Origin of the sequence: Citrobacter sp. Cpo074 (assembly GCF_030332745.1) — a bacterium.
GTDB classification, from domain to species: domain Bacteria; phylum Pseudomonadota; class Gammaproteobacteria; order Enterobacterales; family Enterobacteriaceae; genus Citrobacter; species Citrobacter portucalensis.
In genome coordinates, this window is record NZ_JAOWHG010000027.1 from 225,916 (window position 1) to 240,102 (window position 14,187).

Annotated in this window: 18 protein-coding genes and 1 pseudogene; 13 read left to right on the forward strand and 6 right to left on the reverse strand. The window is 50.6% G+C overall.

The genetic code is table 11. From position 1 onward, the window contains the following. The first annotated feature begins 18 nt into the window (after positions 1-18). The 3 genes from pspB to pspD are packed head-to-tail and all read left to right on the forward strand — an operon-like array spanning position 19 to position 841. Entirely contained in the window at positions 19-243 is a 225-nt protein-coding gene (pspB, locus tag OGX83_RS05690; protein ID WP_003020509.1) for an envelope stress response membrane protein PspB, read from the forward strand. Next, positions 243-602, forward strand: coding sequence for an envelope stress response membrane protein PspC (gene pspC, locus OGX83_RS05695; protein ID WP_003020497.1), 360 nt, complete (start codon positions 243-245; stop codon positions 600-602). The genes pspB and pspC overlap by 1 nt, the downstream gene beginning before the upstream one ends. 8 nt (positions 603-610) lie before the next feature. Beyond that, positions 611-841, forward strand: a complete 231-nt coding sequence (gene pspD / locus OGX83_RS05700) for a phage shock protein PspD (RefSeq protein ID WP_003833267.1) — start codon at positions 611-613, stop codon at positions 839-841. A gap of 165 nt (positions 842-1,006) precedes the next feature. Here pspD and OGX83_RS05705 read toward each other — a convergent pair. Then, positions 1,007-1,132, reverse strand: a pseudogene (locus tag OGX83_RS05705) (LacI family DNA-binding transcriptional regulator); the annotation flags it as partial. A 155-nt stretch (positions 1,133-1,287) separates the two neighbouring features. Here OGX83_RS05705 and pspE point away from each other — a divergent pair. The 4 genes from pspE to tyrR all read left to right on the forward strand — a co-directional run bounded on the left by pspE (position 1,288) and on the right by tyrR (position 5,895). Beyond that, positions 1,288-1,605 carry a thiosulfate sulfurtransferase PspE gene (pspE, locus tag OGX83_RS05710; RefSeq protein WP_008784913.1) on the forward strand — a complete coding sequence of 106 codons (318 nt, stop codon included), beginning with the start codon at positions 1,288-1,290 and terminating at the stop codon, positions 1,603-1,605. Positions 1,606-1,747: 142 nt separating this feature from the next. Continuing rightward, positions 1,748-3,145: a YcjX family GTP-binding protein gene (locus OGX83_RS05715; protein WP_286587516.1), complete on the forward strand. Its 1,398-nt coding sequence runs from the start codon at positions 1,748-1,750 to the stop codon at positions 3,143-3,145. Next, positions 3,142-4,203: a YcjF family protein gene (locus OGX83_RS05720; protein WP_286587517.1), complete on the forward strand. Its 1,062-nt coding sequence runs from the start codon at positions 3,142-3,144 to the stop codon at positions 4,201-4,203. The genes OGX83_RS05715 and OGX83_RS05720 overlap by 4 nt, the downstream gene beginning before the upstream one ends. Before the next feature lie 147 nt (positions 4,204-4,350). Then, complete coding sequence (gene tyrR, locus OGX83_RS05725; RefSeq protein WP_008784910.1) at positions 4,351-5,895, forward strand: transcriptional regulator TyrR; 1,545 nt, start codon at positions 4,351-4,353, stop codon at positions 5,893-5,895. Between the two features lie 53 nt (positions 5,896-5,948). On the opposite strand, the gene tpx is transcribed toward tyrR, so the two are convergent. Beyond that, entirely contained in the window at positions 5,949-6,455 is a 507-nt protein-coding gene (gene tpx / locus OGX83_RS05730; RefSeq protein ID WP_003020437.1) for a thiol peroxidase, read from the reverse strand. A gap of 115 nt (positions 6,456-6,570) precedes the next feature. On the opposite strand from tpx, the gene ycjG reads away from it, so the two are divergent. Beyond that, positions 6,571-7,536, forward strand: a complete 966-nt coding sequence (gene ycjG, locus OGX83_RS05735) for an L-Ala-D/L-Glu epimerase (RefSeq protein WP_008784909.1) — start codon at positions 6,571-6,573, stop codon at positions 7,534-7,536. Here ycjG and mpaA read toward each other — a convergent pair. Then, on the reverse strand, positions 7,511-8,239 hold the full coding sequence (gene mpaA / locus OGX83_RS05740) for a murein tripeptide amidase MpaA (RefSeq protein WP_048216283.1): 729 nt from the start codon (positions 8,237-8,239) through the stop codon (positions 7,511-7,513). The two genes, ycjG and mpaA, sit on opposite strands and share 26 nt — an antisense overlap. 184 nt (positions 8,240-8,423) lie before the next feature. Here mpaA and mppA point away from each other — a divergent pair, with 184 nt between their 5' ends. Together mppA and OGX83_RS05750 are read left to right on the forward strand one after the other, a co-directional pair. After that, on the forward strand, positions 8,424-10,037 hold the full coding sequence (gene mppA / locus OGX83_RS05745) for a murein tripeptide ABC transporter substrate-binding protein MppA (RefSeq protein WP_008784907.1): 1,614 nt from the start codon (positions 8,424-8,426) through the stop codon (positions 10,035-10,037). Between the two features lie 194 nt (positions 10,038-10,231). After that, the gene (locus OGX83_RS05750; protein WP_111465502.1) at positions 10,232-10,807 is read left to right on the forward strand and encodes a hypothetical protein; all 576 of its coding nucleotides are present in this window, start codon (positions 10,232-10,234) and stop codon (positions 10,805-10,807) included. A gap of 530 nt (positions 10,808-11,337) precedes the next feature. Here the strand turns inward: OGX83_RS05750 and OGX83_RS05755 are convergent. Together OGX83_RS05755 and OGX83_RS05760 are read right to left on the reverse strand one after the other, a co-directional pair. After that, positions 11,338-11,502 carry a hypothetical protein gene (locus OGX83_RS05755; protein WP_156183241.1) on the reverse strand — a complete coding sequence of 55 codons (165 nt, stop codon included), beginning with the start codon at positions 11,500-11,502 and terminating at the stop codon, positions 11,338-11,340. An 80-nt stretch (positions 11,503-11,582) separates the two neighbouring features. Beyond that, positions 11,583-12,146, reverse strand: coding sequence for a MarR family winged helix-turn-helix transcriptional regulator (locus tag OGX83_RS05760; RefSeq protein ID WP_286587521.1), 564 nt, complete (start codon positions 12,144-12,146; stop codon positions 11,583-11,585). Positions 12,147-12,260: 114 nt separating this feature from the next. Between OGX83_RS05760 and OGX83_RS05765 the strand changes: the two genes are divergently transcribed. Next, the gene (locus tag OGX83_RS05765; protein WP_008784905.1) at positions 12,261-12,491 is read left to right on the forward strand and encodes a glutaredoxin family protein; all 231 of its coding nucleotides are present in this window, start codon (positions 12,261-12,263) and stop codon (positions 12,489-12,491) included. A 66-nt stretch (positions 12,492-12,557) separates the two neighbouring features. Continuing rightward, positions 12,558-12,842, forward strand: coding sequence for a Rho-binding antiterminator (locus OGX83_RS05770; protein WP_057067376.1), 285 nt, complete (start codon positions 12,558-12,560; stop codon positions 12,840-12,842). On the opposite strand, the gene OGX83_RS05775 is transcribed toward OGX83_RS05770, so the two are convergent. After that, positions 12,839-13,609: a DeoR/GlpR family DNA-binding transcription regulator gene (locus OGX83_RS05775; RefSeq protein ID WP_008784903.1), complete on the reverse strand. Its 771-nt coding sequence runs from the start codon at positions 13,607-13,609 to the stop codon at positions 12,839-12,841. The two genes, OGX83_RS05770 and OGX83_RS05775, sit on opposite strands and share 4 nt — an antisense overlap. A 120-nt stretch (positions 13,610-13,729) precedes the next feature. On the opposite strand from OGX83_RS05775, the gene OGX83_RS05780 reads away from it, so the two are divergent. Beyond that, a complete protein-coding gene (locus tag OGX83_RS05780; protein WP_048235289.1) occupies positions 13,730-14,113 on the forward strand; it encodes a VOC family protein in 384 nt (127 codons plus the stop codon). Positions 14,114-14,187 lie beyond the last annotated feature (74 nt).

The following is a 14,187-nucleotide window of genomic DNA, read 5'->3' on the forward strand; positions in this document are numbered from 1 at the left end:
CACCTGTAAGGAGTACTCATGAGCGCGCTATTTCTGGCCATCCCATTAACCATCTTTGTGTTGTTCGTTTTACCGATTTGGCTCTGGCTGCACTACAGCAACCGTTCCAGTCGTGGCGAACTGTCGCAAAGTGAACAGCAACGCCTGGTTGAACTCAACGATGACGCACAGCGGATGCGCGAGCGCATTCAGGCGCTGGAAGACATTCTTGATGCTGAACATCCAAACTGGAGGGACCGCTAATGGGAGGCGTTAATCTGAACAAAAAACTGTGGCGTATTCCGCAGCAGGGCATGGTGAAGGGGGTTTGCGCTGGGATTGCGCATTATCTTGATGTGCCTGTGAAGCTGGTACGGATCCTGGTGGTGTTGTCAGTCTTTTTTGGCCTGGCCTTTTTCACCTTCGTCGCCTACATCGTGCTGACCTTTGTGTTGGATCCGATGCCGGATAATGTGGTTTCCGGCGAGCAGCAGCCATCAAGCGGTGAGCTGTTGGATGCCGTCGATCGCGAGCTGGCGGCTAGTGAAAAGCGTTTACGTGAAATGGAGCGTTATGTGACGTCCGATACTTTTTCCTTACGTAGTCGCTTCCGTCAATTGTGAGGACAGAAATGAACAATCGCTGGCAACGTGCCGGGCAAAGGGTTAAGCCGGGCTTTAAAATAGCAGGTAAGCTGGTGCTTCTGACCGCGCTGCGCTACGGCCCGGCGGGTGTAGCAGGGTGGGCGGTGAAGTCCGTCGCCCGACGCCCGCTAAAAATGCTGCTGGCGTTGGTTCTGGAACCGGTGTTGAGTCGGGCTGCGGCAAAATTGTCGAAACGTTATTCAGGTAATCAACCCTGATATTTGAATCAGCAAAAGCAAGCAACAATTAATCAACATTCCCTCAGTTAATTTGCGGCAGCTCACAAATATAATTTTGGGGCTGTCAGAATTCTTTTGGATCGTTACCACGGGTATTGAGGGTGAACTAAAAAATCTATTTCGCAGAGCATTAATACCCAAGTTTTATATCAGGAAGTCGGTCAGCAATCTTTGTGTTCCTATCGTGATATTCTGTAATCCTTTCTCACCTGCAATCAGATTAAATAATAAATTACAGCTTTGCTCACCTAATTGTTGGGTAGGAACATCAAATGTGGGTAGAAAAATCAACAGGCTAACTGCAGCATGGGTAACCTGAGGAACAATCGTCCGCGCCTGCAGACGGTGATAATGTGGTCGCAATATTTTCTTAAGAACTGGCGTATAGTGTAGAGGTAAATCCAACTATCAGTCAGGAAGATATTATGTTGAAAAAAGGTGTATTAGCGTTGGCTCTGGTCATCGGCATGCCGGTTTACGCAGCCGAACACTGGATCGATGTTCGCGTTCCTGAACAGTACCAACAGCAGCATATTCAGGGGGCCGTCAATATTCCATTAAAAGAAATGAAGGCACGTATTGCAGCTGAAGTTCCTGATAAGAACGACACTGTGAAGCTGTACTGCAACTCCGGGCGTCAATCGGGACAAGCGAAGGATATGTTGACTGAAATGGGCTATACGCAGGTGACGAATGAAGGTGGCATCAACCAGATCTCGCTTCCTAAAGTAGAGAATAAATAAGCCGTACGCAGTTCTTCTGCTCCTGGCGGTAAGAATAATGCCGCCAGGTACCGCCCAGGTAGTTGATAAGTAAGAATTGACCCCTATCTTTACTTCCTGTTTGTTATAATTTCTTCGGTTCCTTCAGCAAAACGGGATGGCGATGAAGCGACTTAAAAATGAACTCAATTCGCTGGTTAATCGCGGCGTAGACCGGCATTTACGCCTGGCTGTCACCGGACTTAGCCGCAGCGGTAAGACGGCGTTTATCACCGCGATGGTAAATCAGTTACTCAATATTCATGCCGGTGCGCGTCTGCCGTTGCTCAGTTGCGTGCGCGAAGAGCGTTTGCTCGGCGTGAAACGGGTTCCTCAACGCGATTTTGGCATTCCGCGCTTTACCTATGATGAGGGACTGGCGCAACTGTACGGCTCTCCGCCGACCTGGCCGACCCCTACGCGCGGCGTGAGTGAAATACGTCTGGCGCTGCGCTATAAATCCAATGACTCTTTACTGCGCCACTTTAAAGACACCTCCACGTTGTACCTGGAGATCGTCGATTATCCGGGGGAGTGGCTGCTCGATTTACCGATGCTTGCCCAGGATTATCTGAGCTGGTCGCGGCAAATGACCGGATTATTGCAGGGGCAGCGGGGCGAATGGTCGGCAAAATGGCGGCAGTTATGCCAGGGGCTGGATCCGTTGGCGCCTGCTGATGAAAACCGTCTGGCGGAAATTGCTGCCGCCTGGACGGAGTATCTGCATCAGTGTAAACAGCAGGGCCTGCATTTTATTCAACCGGGCCGTTTTGTCCTGCCCGGAGATATGGCGGGCGCGCCTGCGCTGCAATTCTTCCCGTGGCCGGATGTCGATGCCTGGGGGGAATCAAAGCTGGCGCAGGCTGACAAACACACCAACGCGGGCATGTTGCGCGAAAGATTCAATTATTACTGCGAAAAGGTCGTCAAAGGGTTTTATAAGAATCACTTCCTGCGATTTGACCGCCAGATTGTGCTGGTAGATTGCCTGCAGCCGCTCAACAGCGGGCCACAGGCGTTCAACGACATGCGCCTGGCGCTTACCCAGTTGATGCAAAGCTTCCATTACGGGCAGCGTACGCTGTTTCGTCGGCTATTTTCTCCAGTGATCGACAAGCTGCTGTTTGCCGCCACCAAAGCCGACCACGTCACGGTCGATCAGCACGCCAATATGGTGTCGTTATTGCAGCAGCTGATCCAGGACGCATGGCAAAACGCGGCGTTCGAAGGTATCAGCATGGATTGTCTGGGGCTGGCATCGGTGCAGGCAACCACCAGCGGCTTGATCGACGTGAAAGGTGAAAAGATCCCGGCGCTGCGTGGTAATCGTCTGAGCGATGGCGAACCGCTAACCGTTTATCCGGGGGAAGTGCCCGCGCGACTGCCAGGACAGGCGTTCTGGGACAGCCTGGGCTTTCAGTTTGAGGCGTTTCGCCCGCAGGTTATGGATGTCGATAAACCCTTACCGCATATCCGCCTTGATGCCGCGCTGGAGTTTTTAATAGGAGATAAATTGCGATGAGCGAGCTGTTAAAACCGCGTATCGATTTCTCAGGTCCGCTGGACGTGGAACAAAACACGGCGTTTAAAGCGCAGCAAATGTTCAATGAGACGGAGGCGCAGACTTTTTCTCCAGCGAAAGTGGATGAACCCCTGGAAGACGAAGGTCAGGCGGAGGCCGTCATTGATGCGGCCTTACGCCCCAAACGCAGTCTGTGGCGCAAGATGGTGATGGGCGGGCTGGCGCTGTTTGGCGTAAGCGTTGTTGCTCAGGGTGTGCAGTGGACCATGAACGCATGGCAGACTCAGGACTGGGTCGCGCTGGGAGGATGTGCCGCAGGCGCATTGATTATCGGCGCAGGTGTCGGATCGGTGGCGACCGAGTGGCGCAGATTGTGGCGATTGCGTCAGCGCGCGCACGAACGTGATGAAGCGCGAGACTTGCTCCACAGCCATGGAACCGGAAAAGGTCGTGCATTTTGTGAAAAACTGGCGCAGCAGGCGGGTATCGATCAGTCGCATCCGGCTCTACAGCGTTGGTATGCCTCAATTCATGAAACGCAGAACGATCGCGAAGTGGTCAGCCTGTATGCCCATCTTGTGCAGCCGGTACTGGATGCGCAAGCCCGGCGTGAGATTAGCCGTTCAGCGGCAGAGTCCACGCTGATGATTGCAGTCAGTCCGTTGGCGCTGGTGGATATGGCGTTTATCGCCTGGCGAAATCTGCGGCTGATTAATCGCATTGCATCGCTGTATGGCATTGAACTTGGTTATTACAGCCGTCTGCGCCTGTTCCGCCTGGTGTTGTTGAATATCGCTTTTGCCGGGGCCAGTGAGCTGGTGCGGGAAGTAGGGATGGACTGGATGTCGCAGGATTTAGCCGCCCGCTTATCAACGCGTGCCGCACAGGGCATTGGGGCGGGGTTGTTAACGGCGCGTCTGGGCATTAAAGCTATGGAACTTTGCCGACCGCTGCCGTGGATCGATGATGATAAGCCACGACTGGGCGATTTTCGCCGTCAACTGATTGCTCAGGTGAAAGAGACCTTACAAAAGAACAAATCTCCGCGCGAAAGTTAGCTAAAAAACAGGCGCCGATCGTATAACTTTACGCCCCGGCGCCCAATTTTCCAGCGCGCTGTCAATATTTGTTGACAGAGTTCTTCCTGCGAACCAAATACTGTCTTATCATTTACTACATAATCCCTTGTCCTGATGAAGGTTCCTATGCGTTTGGAAGTCTTTTGTGAAGACCGTCTTGGTCTGACCCGCGAATTGCTCGATTTACTGGTGCTGAGAAGCATTGATTTACGCGGTATCGAGATTGACCCCATCGGGCGGATTTACCTTAATTTTGCGGAGCTGGAGTTCACCAACTTCAGCAGCCTGATGGCTGAAATTCGCCGTATTTCAGGTGTTACGGATGTGCGCACCGTGCCCTGGATGCCTTCTGAACGTGAACATCTGGCGCTAAGTGCGCTGCTTGAAGCGTTGCCAGAGCCGGTCCTTTCTCTTGATATGAAAAGCAAAGTTGAGATGGCGAACCCTGCGAGCTGTCAACTTTTTGCGCACACCCAGGAGCGGATGCGCAACCATACCGCAGCCCAGTTAATCAATGGGTTTAACTTCCAGCGCTGGCTGGAAAGCAATCCGCAGGATTCCCATAGCGAACATGTCGTGATTAACGGGCAGAATTTCCTGATGGAAATTACGCCTGTCCATTTGCAGGGCGAAAATCAGGAGCAGATGCTGACCGGCGCGGTGGTGATGTTGCGCTCCACCATCCGAATGGGTCGTCAGCTGCAAAATATGACTACGCAGGATCTCAGCGCGTTTAGCCAGATTATTGCCGTCAGCGCCAAAATGAAACACGTGGTGGAACAGGCGCGCAAGCTGGCGACGCTGAGCGCGCCGCTGCTGATTACTGGTAATACCGGCACCGGCAAAGATCTCTTTGCTCACGCCTGCCATCTGGCAAGCCCGCGTGCGTCGAAACCGTATCTGGCGCTGAACTGCGCGTCAATCCCTGAAGATGCGGTTGAAAGCGAGCTGTTTGGCCATGCGCCGGAAGGTAAAAAAGGGTTCTTTGAGCAGGCGAATGGCGGTTCGGTTCTGTTAGATGAAATTGGCGAAATGTCGCCGCGTATGCAGACCAAATTGCTGCGTTTTCTCAATGACGGCACGTTCCGTCGTGTGGGAGAAGATCACGAAGTTCATGTCGATGTTCGCGTGATTTGCGCAACGCAAAAGAACCTTGTGGAGCTGGTGCAGAAAGGACTTTTCCGTGAAGACCTCTATTATCGTCTGAATGTACTGACGTTAAACCTGCCGCCGCTGCGCGATTGCCCACAAGATATTATGCCGCTCACCGAACTGTTCGTGGCGCGTTTTGCCGATGAGCAGGGCGTGCCGCGTCCGAAGCTGTCCGCCGATCTCAGCACGGTGTTAACCCGTTACGGTTGGCCGGGCAACGTGCGTCAGCTTAAAAACGCTATCTACCGGGCGTTGACCCAGCTTGAAGGCTATGAGCTACGGCCGCAGGATATTTTACTGCCGGATTATGATGCGGCAACGGTTGCGGTCGGAGAAGAGGTGATGGAAGGGTCGCTGGATGAAATTACCAGCCGCTTTGAACGCTCCGTGCTGACGCAGCTGTATATGAATTATCCCAGCACGCGCAAGCTGGCCAAGCGCCTCGGCGTTTCGCATACCGCGATTGCCAATAAATTGCGCGAGTACGGCCTGAGCCAACAGAAAAAAAGCGAAGAGTAATGCCGTAAATGAAAATGCCTCCATTCGGAGGCATTTTTGTATGCAAACGCAGCTTACGCTTTCAGTACGTCCAGCGCCGCTGTGTAGTCTGGTTCGTTGGTGATTTCATTGACCAGTTGGCTGAAGACGACGTTGTCATTTTCATCGATAACAACTACGGCACGTGCGGCCAGACCTTTCAACGGGCCTTCAGCGATTTCAACACCGTAGTTTTTCAGGAATTCTGCGTTGCGCAGGGTGGACAGCGTGATAACGTTGCTCAGACCTTCCGCGCCGCAAAAACGAGAGTGGGCGAATGGCAGGTCGGCCGAAATACACAGTACGACGGTATTGTCGATTTCTGTCGCCAGTTGGTTAAACTTACGTACCGATGCCGCGCAAACGCCAGTATCGATGCTAGGGAAAATATTCAGCACTTTGCGCTTGCCTGCAAACTGGCCCAGCGTAACGTCAGACAGGTCTTTAGCCACAAGGGTAAAAGCCTGAGCTTTGCTTCCAGCCTGAGGAATGGAGCCGGCAACTGCAACCGGGTTGCCCTGGAAATGAACGGTTTGTGACATGGTTATCTTCCTGTTTACATATAGTTAACGTCGAGGCTAGTTTATGCCATCAACAGTTAACACGGCAAACGCTATTTGCGGATATCCGTTTCAGGGACTGCATTAAGGAAAACAAATGAGAACAGTTAAGGTATATGAGGAAGCCTGGCCGCTGCACACTCCCTTTGTCATCGCCCGTGGGAGCAGGACCGAAGCGCATGTGGTTGTCGTCGAATTGACAGAAAATGGCGTCACAGGTATTGGCGAGTGCACACCGTACCCACGCTACGGTGAAAGCGATGCCTCTGTCCTGGCGCAAATTATGAGCATTGCACCACAACTGGAAAACGGACTGACGCGTGAAGAGCTGCAAAAGCTGCTGCCAGCAGGGGCTGCGCGAAATGCCGTAGACTGCGCGTTGTGGGATCTAAGTGCGCGTCAACAGCAGAAATCGCTGGCGGAATTGGTGGGAAGTGAACTGGCGGAAGTGGTGACGACGGCGCAAACCGTAGTGATTGGCTCGCCGGAACAAATGGCTGCGAGCGCGGCTGCGCTGTGGGGAAATGGCGCAAAACTGCTGAAAGTTAAACTGGATGCTCGCTTGATTAGTGAGCGGATGGTTGCCATTCGTGCGGCTGTTCCTGACGCTACGATTATTGTCGACGCCAATGAATCCTGGCGGGCAGAAGGCCTTGCGGCACGCTGTCAGCTGTTGGCTGATTTAGGGGTGGCAATGCTGGAGCAGCCGCTGCCGGCTCAGGATGATGCCGCTCTGGAGAATTTTGTGCATCCGCTGCCCATCTGCGCAGATGAAAGTTGCCACACTCGCAGCAGCCTGAAAGCGCTGCACGGACGCTATGAAATGGTCAATATCAAACTGGACAAAACAGGCGGTCTGACGGAAGCACTGGCGCTGGCAACGGAAGCCCGCGAGCAGGGATTTGCGCTGATGCTGGGCTGCATGCTGTGTACCTCCCGGGCTATCGGTGCGGCGTTACCGCTTACGCCGCAGGTTAACTTTGCCGATCTTGATGGCCCTACCTGGCTGGCCAGCGATGCGGAGCCAGCCCTGCATTTTACGACCGGGCAGCTCCATCTCTAGGGTGCCAGCGCAGCAGATTGGACATGGCCAGCAGGTATTTTTCGCTCGCTTCATCCGATGAAATGGGCGGAAATTCGGCGGTTATGCAGTGTAAATTCAGGTCTGCGCACCAGCTCCCAAAAGAGCCGGGCGTTTCATAACCTACGCTGGTGACCAGAGGCAATTCAAACGACTGTGCCAGCCACGAACCCAGCTCGCTGCTTCTGGGATCTTCAATACAGGCCAGTGGATCGTGAAAAGAGACTACCCAGGCGGGATGAATTCGGTGAATAAGCTGACACAACGCCTGGGTTTCTGGTTCCGAACCCGGACTTTCGCCGGTCAACAACACCACATCACGCTCTTCTGCGCTACTGTTCCAGCGATACACCGTTTCTCCCGCTTTCCAGTTTGCGGCGGGAAAATTACGGTTCAGATCGACGCCGTTCGCATTTGCGCGCAGTCCAAGCTGGCAACCGTCAGGGTTTACGGCCAGCACTACATGGTGGCGACGCAAGGAAGGGTTAAGCGTACGCAATGCGCAAGAAAGGGTAACGATCGAGGAGTTTTCGTCGCCGTGCGTTCCCGCCAGTATCAGGCCGCTTTCACGATCGGCTGCCAGTGCAGGAAACCAGATTAGCGGTGCGCCTAACAATGAACGTCCGTAATGTTCGGTTCCAGGTGGGAATGCGCCGCGCTCGGCACGGGGACGGGTAACGGTCATAGTCATCTCTGAATGCTTGGATTGTTACTCGCAGTGTTGTGCAAAATGTATGGATAATCAAATCGTTTTCACACACTTATCTTTTCAGGTGTAATATCACTTTCTTGTCGGAAGTTAATTGCATTTCCTGCTGGCGATACAAATAATTACACATTCACTTAGTAGCCGGAATTGAGGGTATCTTATGCAGCATTCTGTTTCAGTAACCTGTTGTGCGTTGTTGGTTAGCAGCATTTCTTTATCCTGGGCTGCTGATGTTCCCAGCGGAACGGTACTGGCAGAGAAACAAGAACTGGTGCGTCATATAAAAGATGAACCGGCGTCGCTTGATCCGGCAAAAGCCGTAGGGCTGCCTGAAATACAGGTTATTCGTGATCTATTTGAAGGGCTGGTCAACCAGAATGAGAAGGGTGAGATCGTGCCTGGTGTCGCTACTCAGTGGAAGAGTAACGATAACCGCATCTGGACGTTTACGCTGCGTGACAATGCGCAATGGGCGGATGGTACGCCGGTAACGGCGCAGGATTTTGTCTATAGCTGGCAGCGTCTGGTTGACCCAAAAACGCTGTCGCCGTTTGCCTGGTTTGCTGCGCTGGCGGGTATTAATAATGCTCAGGCTATTATCGATGGCAAAGCCACGCCTGATAAACTTGGCGTTAGTGCTGTCGATGCACGGACATTGAAAGTTCAACTGGATAAACCGCTGCCCTGGTTTGCCAATCTGACAGCGAGTTTTGCATTCTATCCGGTACAAAAAGCTAACGTTGAGAGCGGCAAAGAGTGGACCAAACCAGGCAATCTTATTGGTAACGGCGCCTATGTGCTCAAAGATCGCGTCGTGAACGAAAAACTGGAAGTGGTACCAAACACACATTATTGGGACAACGCCAAAACGGTGCTGCAAAAAGTCACCTTCCTGCCGATCAACCAGGAATCAGCTGCCACCAAGCGCTATCTTGCTGGTGATATTGATATCACGGAATCCTTCCCGAAAAATATGTACCAGAAACTGCTGAAGGATATCCCGGGTCAGGTTTACACCCCGCCGCAGCTTGGTACTTATTATTATGCTTTCAATACCCAGAAGGGACCGACCGCCGATTCACGCGTGCGTCTGGCGCTCAGTATGACTATCGATCGTCGTCTGATGGCGGAGAAAGTTTTGGGTACCGGTGAGAAACCGGCATGGCATTTTACGCCGGATGTAACGGCAGGATTTGTGCCGGAACCTTCACCGTTTGAGCAAATGAGTCAGGAAGAACTGAACGCGCAGGCAAAAACGCTGCTGCGTGCGGCGGGCTATGGCCCACAGAAACCGCTTAAACTGACGCTGCTGTACAACACCTCAGAAAATCATCAGAAGATTGCTATCGCAGTGGCTTCTATGTGGAAGAAGAACCTCGGTGTTGACGTGAAACTGCAGAACCAGGAGTGGAAAACGTATATCGACAGCCGTAATACCGGTAATTTTGATGTGATCCGCGCCTCATGGGTGGGTGACTACAATGAGCCTTCTACGTTCTTGTCGCTATTAACATCGACCCATACAGGCAATATCTCCCGCTTTAATGATCCGGCGTACGACAAAGTGTTGACCCAGGCAACTCTGGAGAATACAGAGAAAGCGCGCAATGCTGATTATAACGCCGCGGAGAAAATTCTGATGGAACAGGCACCTATTGCACCGATTTATCAGTATACCAACGGGCGTTTAATTAAACCGTGGCTGAAAGGGTATCCGATTACTAACCCTGAAGATGTGGCCTATAGCCGCACAATGTATATCGTTAAGCACTAGTTGAATACACTCTCCTGATAACCTTCGTTAACCTCATCTAAAACCAGAGCTGGCGCGGATTTCAGCGCCAGCACCTCTCGTATAATCGTAGTGGATGATGGCTTCTTTGAAACAGAGCGACGGGAAGAGGGTCATTGGATGCCACTACCAGCAGCACCGCAACTGGACTGGGATAATCAGGTGAAGATTACTCTATGGGCGTATTCGCAAGGAAGATGAGAAAAATATTAATGATAATAAGGTTGCCAACAAAGATAGAGCTGATTTCATTCTGCTGTGCAGTCATTTGGGTTATTTGGTGTGCATGGGCAGACAAAATCACTCACGACACGTACCTTTTTGATGAGGGGCTTTATAAGTCAGTAATTGTTGGGACTTCCTTCCTAATAGGAATGTTCATTGCTTGGCGTGTGTACTTAAAGAATAAGTTCGCTGCAGGTATGGTTAAGAGGCTTTTTGGCGTTTGCCTCACCGTTATGATGTACCTGACTTTTATCTTTTGGAACGTTCCAGAGTTAATAATGATCTCATCAGCTAATAAGCATGTGAGTGACAATTACCGATTCAAGATGAGATACCCAACACAATCTGGAGGAAAAACTAGGTCATGTAAGGCTCATGTTATCTACTATGACACATATCTGAAGCGTGAAATCGCACTCTGTCACTGGGATGATGCTCCATCTTTTTTCTATACGGATTATATTCGCGTAGATAAGCTGATTTCAGGTATGGGCGCACAGATTATTTATCACGAAGCAGTTCATTGAGAAAATCCTATTCAAAGTTTAGCGGTCGCCATATGTCGGCCTTTTCTACTTCAGACTCACGGGAATCAACCACTATGTGCTTTGTTGATAAATCCAGCCGGTGAAGCCTGATCCTCTACACACAGAATAACTATGTCTGAGCCAATCATAATTGCCAGTGGGGTGACCTCCGCTACGGTAGGGATCACTTTCGCCACTATGTTCTTGGATTTAAGGGATTGATCCTTAATCTGATTGCAATGTAACTCAGACTCGAAGTCTGTATCTCGCAGGACCAGTATGTCGTAGCTATCAGCGTAAGCCCCCCATTTAAAACGGGCTAAATGTTTAGACTCACCATTAGGGTCGGTTAAATATAGGACACCATCCACCATCCCTGCGTCGTACTTGTATAGCGTTTTTAACGCCAGCACGGGTGATCATCAGGGGCATATCCTGACCACGTTCATCATAGCTCGCACAGCCAGTATTGATTCACCACTCCCGTTGGCGTTAGTACAATTCCAGGCATTCAGTACAGAATTGAAGCCTTATGCGATGATGTTATGTTGTTCTTTAGCCGCTTGAGTTTGAGCACTGCGGGCCAGCGCTTTCTCTTCATCGTAGTGAGAGCCATAGCCAGCAAGAATAGTCGTCGCGGCAAACAACAACATTAATTGACGATATTGGTTGTCTGTATTCGTAATTTTATCCATTTAGAACAATGAAATACCATGTTCATTTATAATCAAACACTAACAGAGATAATGGCTGGTGTGATTTTGCACCAGCCATTTTATGTTTCCGGCGGCTGATGCTCCCGGCAAATCAGCAATGAATCTTCTTCACTCAATCTCTCTTTCGTCAGATTACAAAATCCCTGACCATCAATTTTTTGGTGGAACCGACAGCTATGGCAAAGACCAAAGCCAGGCACATTGTTGGTCCTCTGGATCCCGCGTAACAGTTCTAACAGCAGCTCTCTGAGCACGATCGCCCGTTCACCCATTGCCGATTCACCCTCCACTAAAAACGTTGGCGGGAGCAGGGCGTCCAGTAAGGTATTGGCCGACTCACTTAAGTGTAGATGGACGCTACGTTTATCACGGTGATCCGGCTTACGAACAATCAACCCTTTGTTTTCCAAAAGCTTCAGCGATTGTGACACGGTACCTTTGGTGAGCCCAAGGTAGTCTGTCACGCCAAGCGGCGTATTGGAATAACGGTTGCAACGGGCCAGATACATTAACGCGCTAAGTTGCACTGGCTGGAGATCCGCCAGTAAAGGATGCTGGCGAAACCACATCCTTGTCAGGCTGGAAAGCCGGTCAAGTACGTCGAAAAGTGACATGTCGGGCATAACAAATCCTCCTCGGTATATAGTATCGATTAAAAACTATATTGACAAAGGGTAAAAGCAGCGTAGCATGAATTATAGTATCGAATCGATACTATAATTTAAAGGAGATGTATCATGACTAAAGCTCGTTTCTATCATGCAGGTTGCCCGGTTTGTGTTTCCGCAGAACAGACACTTCTGCAGCATTTGTCTGCGGATGTTGAAATCGATGTGGTTCATCTGGGAGAGCAACCTGATCGGGTTGCTGAGGCTGAAGTGGCTGGCGTGAAATCTGTTCCGGCGCTGGTGATTGACGGCAATGTGCTGCATATTAATTTCGGCGCTCCCATTGAAGCGTTGAAATAGCTGGAAAGTTCGGGAAGTTGCGTTGGCGATTTCCCGAATTTACAAGACGTTGGGGAAGGTAGCGTGATGAAAACGACCGAAGAGTATCACCCGATAGATTGCGATCTTCATGATTATCTGGAAATCGCCTGCATGTACCACTATTGGTTGCACATTGAACTAACGGATGGCACATGTTTTGATGCTAAAGCGCTGACGACGTGTACCACCGTGGAAAAAGAAGAATTTCTGGTAGTGGATCAATCTGAAAACCAGCAAAAAATCCGTCTGGATTATCTGTCAGCGATCACCGCGCTGACACCAGGAGCGACGTTTAGCACAGTAAATTTTCAGCGGGCCTACCGCGGTTAGACGGTATAAATTCGAATGTCGTGCGCCTGGAACGCTGTGGCGTACTCTTTGCTGATGTTGTCCTCTACAACAATCACATCGATATTGCTGCTTTCGGTAACGACATATCGGGCGACGGCTGGGATTTTTTCAGCCGTTAGCGCGACGATAGTTTCATTACATTGTTTAATCACCGCTTTTTTGAATTCACAATCCGCATAATCAAATCCCGTTAAGCCGGATTCAGGCGACATCGCGCAGCCGCCAATAAACCCCTGATCGAATAAAATGTCCTGCACTTGTGCGATGGCGGAAGCTCCCACGCACCCACCTGAAGATCTCTGCACCACGCCACCCAGCATAATGACTTCAAACAGCGGTTTTTTTAGCAAAACGGCGGCAATCTCCGGTGAATTTGTCACCACGGTTAACGCCAGTTCGGCGGGCAGAGCTTCTGCCATTGCCAGATTGGTGCTACCCGTGTCGATAAAAATACAGCTTCCAGATTTGACCAGTCGGGCACATCTCTGCGCGATGTTGCTCTTTTTGGCTACATTAATACTCTTGCGTACGTCTATGTCTTCGGATTCAGGGAGTGTAATGACCGCGCCACCATAAACTTTTTTACACACGCCATCTTTGCTCAATTCATGCAAATCACGACGAATTGTGTGTTCAGAAACACCTAATCGGTTAGCAAGTTCAGAACAAATGACCCTGCCGTTTTCTTGCAGGATCTGAAAGATAAGCGCCTGGCGCTGTTCCGGGAATGCGGCGTAATCGAGCATGGATACTCCAGGTGAAATAAACATCGAGCAATAGAGTGCATGATCGTGCATTATGATTAACGATGTCAACATCCCTTACAGGGGCCGTACTATTCTGGATACAACGGGAAGAGGTTCGCTATGAAGATTGCGCATATGGCGTTATGGACACAGGATCTCGAGCAGCAAGCTCGCTTCTGGGTCTCGTTTTTTGACGGCAAGATCAACGAGAAATACCGCAGTAAAACCAATCCTGGGTTTGAATCTTATTTTGTCAAAATTGGCGAGGAAATTGCGATTGAGTTAATGACCAAACCGGGTCTTATCGGGCAGCAACCTGACAATAATCGTTGCGGATGGGTACACCTCGCCATTTCTGTTGGCGGCAATGAAAATGTTGATGCCATTGCAATGCAAGCGCAGGGACAGGGGATATTAGTCTCAGGTCCGCGCACTACTGGCGATGGTTATTACGAAGCGGTGATAAAAGATCCTGACGGCAATTTAATCGAGATTGTGGCGTAAGTCTTCAATCAGTTACCTGCAAATAAAGAGTACCTGCTGCTGATTATTAATGAGTACAGCTCATAAGTTTGTCC

Coding starts and splice junctions, on each gene's coding strand:
- pspD (WP_003833267.1), top strand. CDS start 611: ATGAACAATCGCTGGCAACGTGCCGGGCAAAGGGTTAAGCCGGGCTTT.
- OGX83_RS05720 (WP_286587517.1), top strand. CDS start 3,142: ATGAGCGAGCTGTTAAAACCGCGTATCGATTTCTCAGGTCCGCTGGAC.
- OGX83_RS05760 (WP_286587521.1), bottom strand. CDS start 12,146: ATGCCCGACATGTCACTTTTCGACGTACTTGACCGGCTTTCCAGCCTG.
- mppA (WP_008784907.1), top strand. CDS start 8,424: ATGCAGCATTCTGTTTCAGTAACCTGTTGTGCGTTGTTGGTTAGCAGC.
- OGX83_RS05715 (WP_286587516.1), top strand. CDS start 1,748: ATGAAGCGACTTAAAAATGAACTCAATTCGCTGGTTAATCGCGGCGTA.
- OGX83_RS05770 (WP_057067376.1), top strand. CDS start 12,558: ATGAAAACGACCGAAGAGTATCACCCGATAGATTGCGATCTTCATGAT.
- ycjG (WP_008784909.1), top strand. CDS start 6,571: ATGAGAACAGTTAAGGTATATGAGGAAGCCTGGCCGCTGCACACTCCC.
- pspE (WP_008784913.1), top strand. CDS start 1,288: ATGTTGAAAAAAGGTGTATTAGCGTTGGCTCTGGTCATCGGCATGCCG.
- OGX83_RS05780 (WP_048235289.1), top strand. CDS start 13,730: ATGAAGATTGCGCATATGGCGTTATGGACACAGGATCTCGAGCAGCAA.
- OGX83_RS05755 (WP_156183241.1), bottom strand. CDS start 11,502: ATGGATAAAATTACGAATACAGACAACCAATATCGTCAATTAATGTTG.
- tyrR (WP_008784910.1), top strand. CDS start 4,351: ATGCGTTTGGAAGTCTTTTGTGAAGACCGTCTTGGTCTGACCCGCGAA.
- pspC (WP_003020497.1), top strand. CDS start 243: ATGGGAGGCGTTAATCTGAACAAAAAACTGTGGCGTATTCCGCAGCAG.
- tpx (WP_003020437.1), bottom strand. CDS start 6,455: ATGTCACAAACCGTTCATTTCCAGGGCAACCCGGTTGCAGTTGCCGGC.
- OGX83_RS05775 (WP_008784903.1), bottom strand. CDS start 13,609: ATGCTCGATTACGCCGCATTCCCGGAACAGCGCCAGGCGCTTATCTTT.
- pspB (WP_003020509.1), top strand. CDS start 19: ATGAGCGCGCTATTTCTGGCCATCCCATTAACCATCTTTGTGTTGTTC.
- OGX83_RS05750 (WP_111465502.1), top strand. CDS start 10,232: ATGGGCGTATTCGCAAGGAAGATGAGAAAAATATTAATGATAATAAGG.
- OGX83_RS05765 (WP_008784905.1), top strand. CDS start 12,261: ATGACTAAAGCTCGTTTCTATCATGCAGGTTGCCCGGTTTGTGTTTCC.
- mpaA (WP_048216283.1), bottom strand. CDS start 8,239: ATGACCGTTACCCGTCCCCGTGCCGAGCGCGGCGCATTCCCACCTGGA.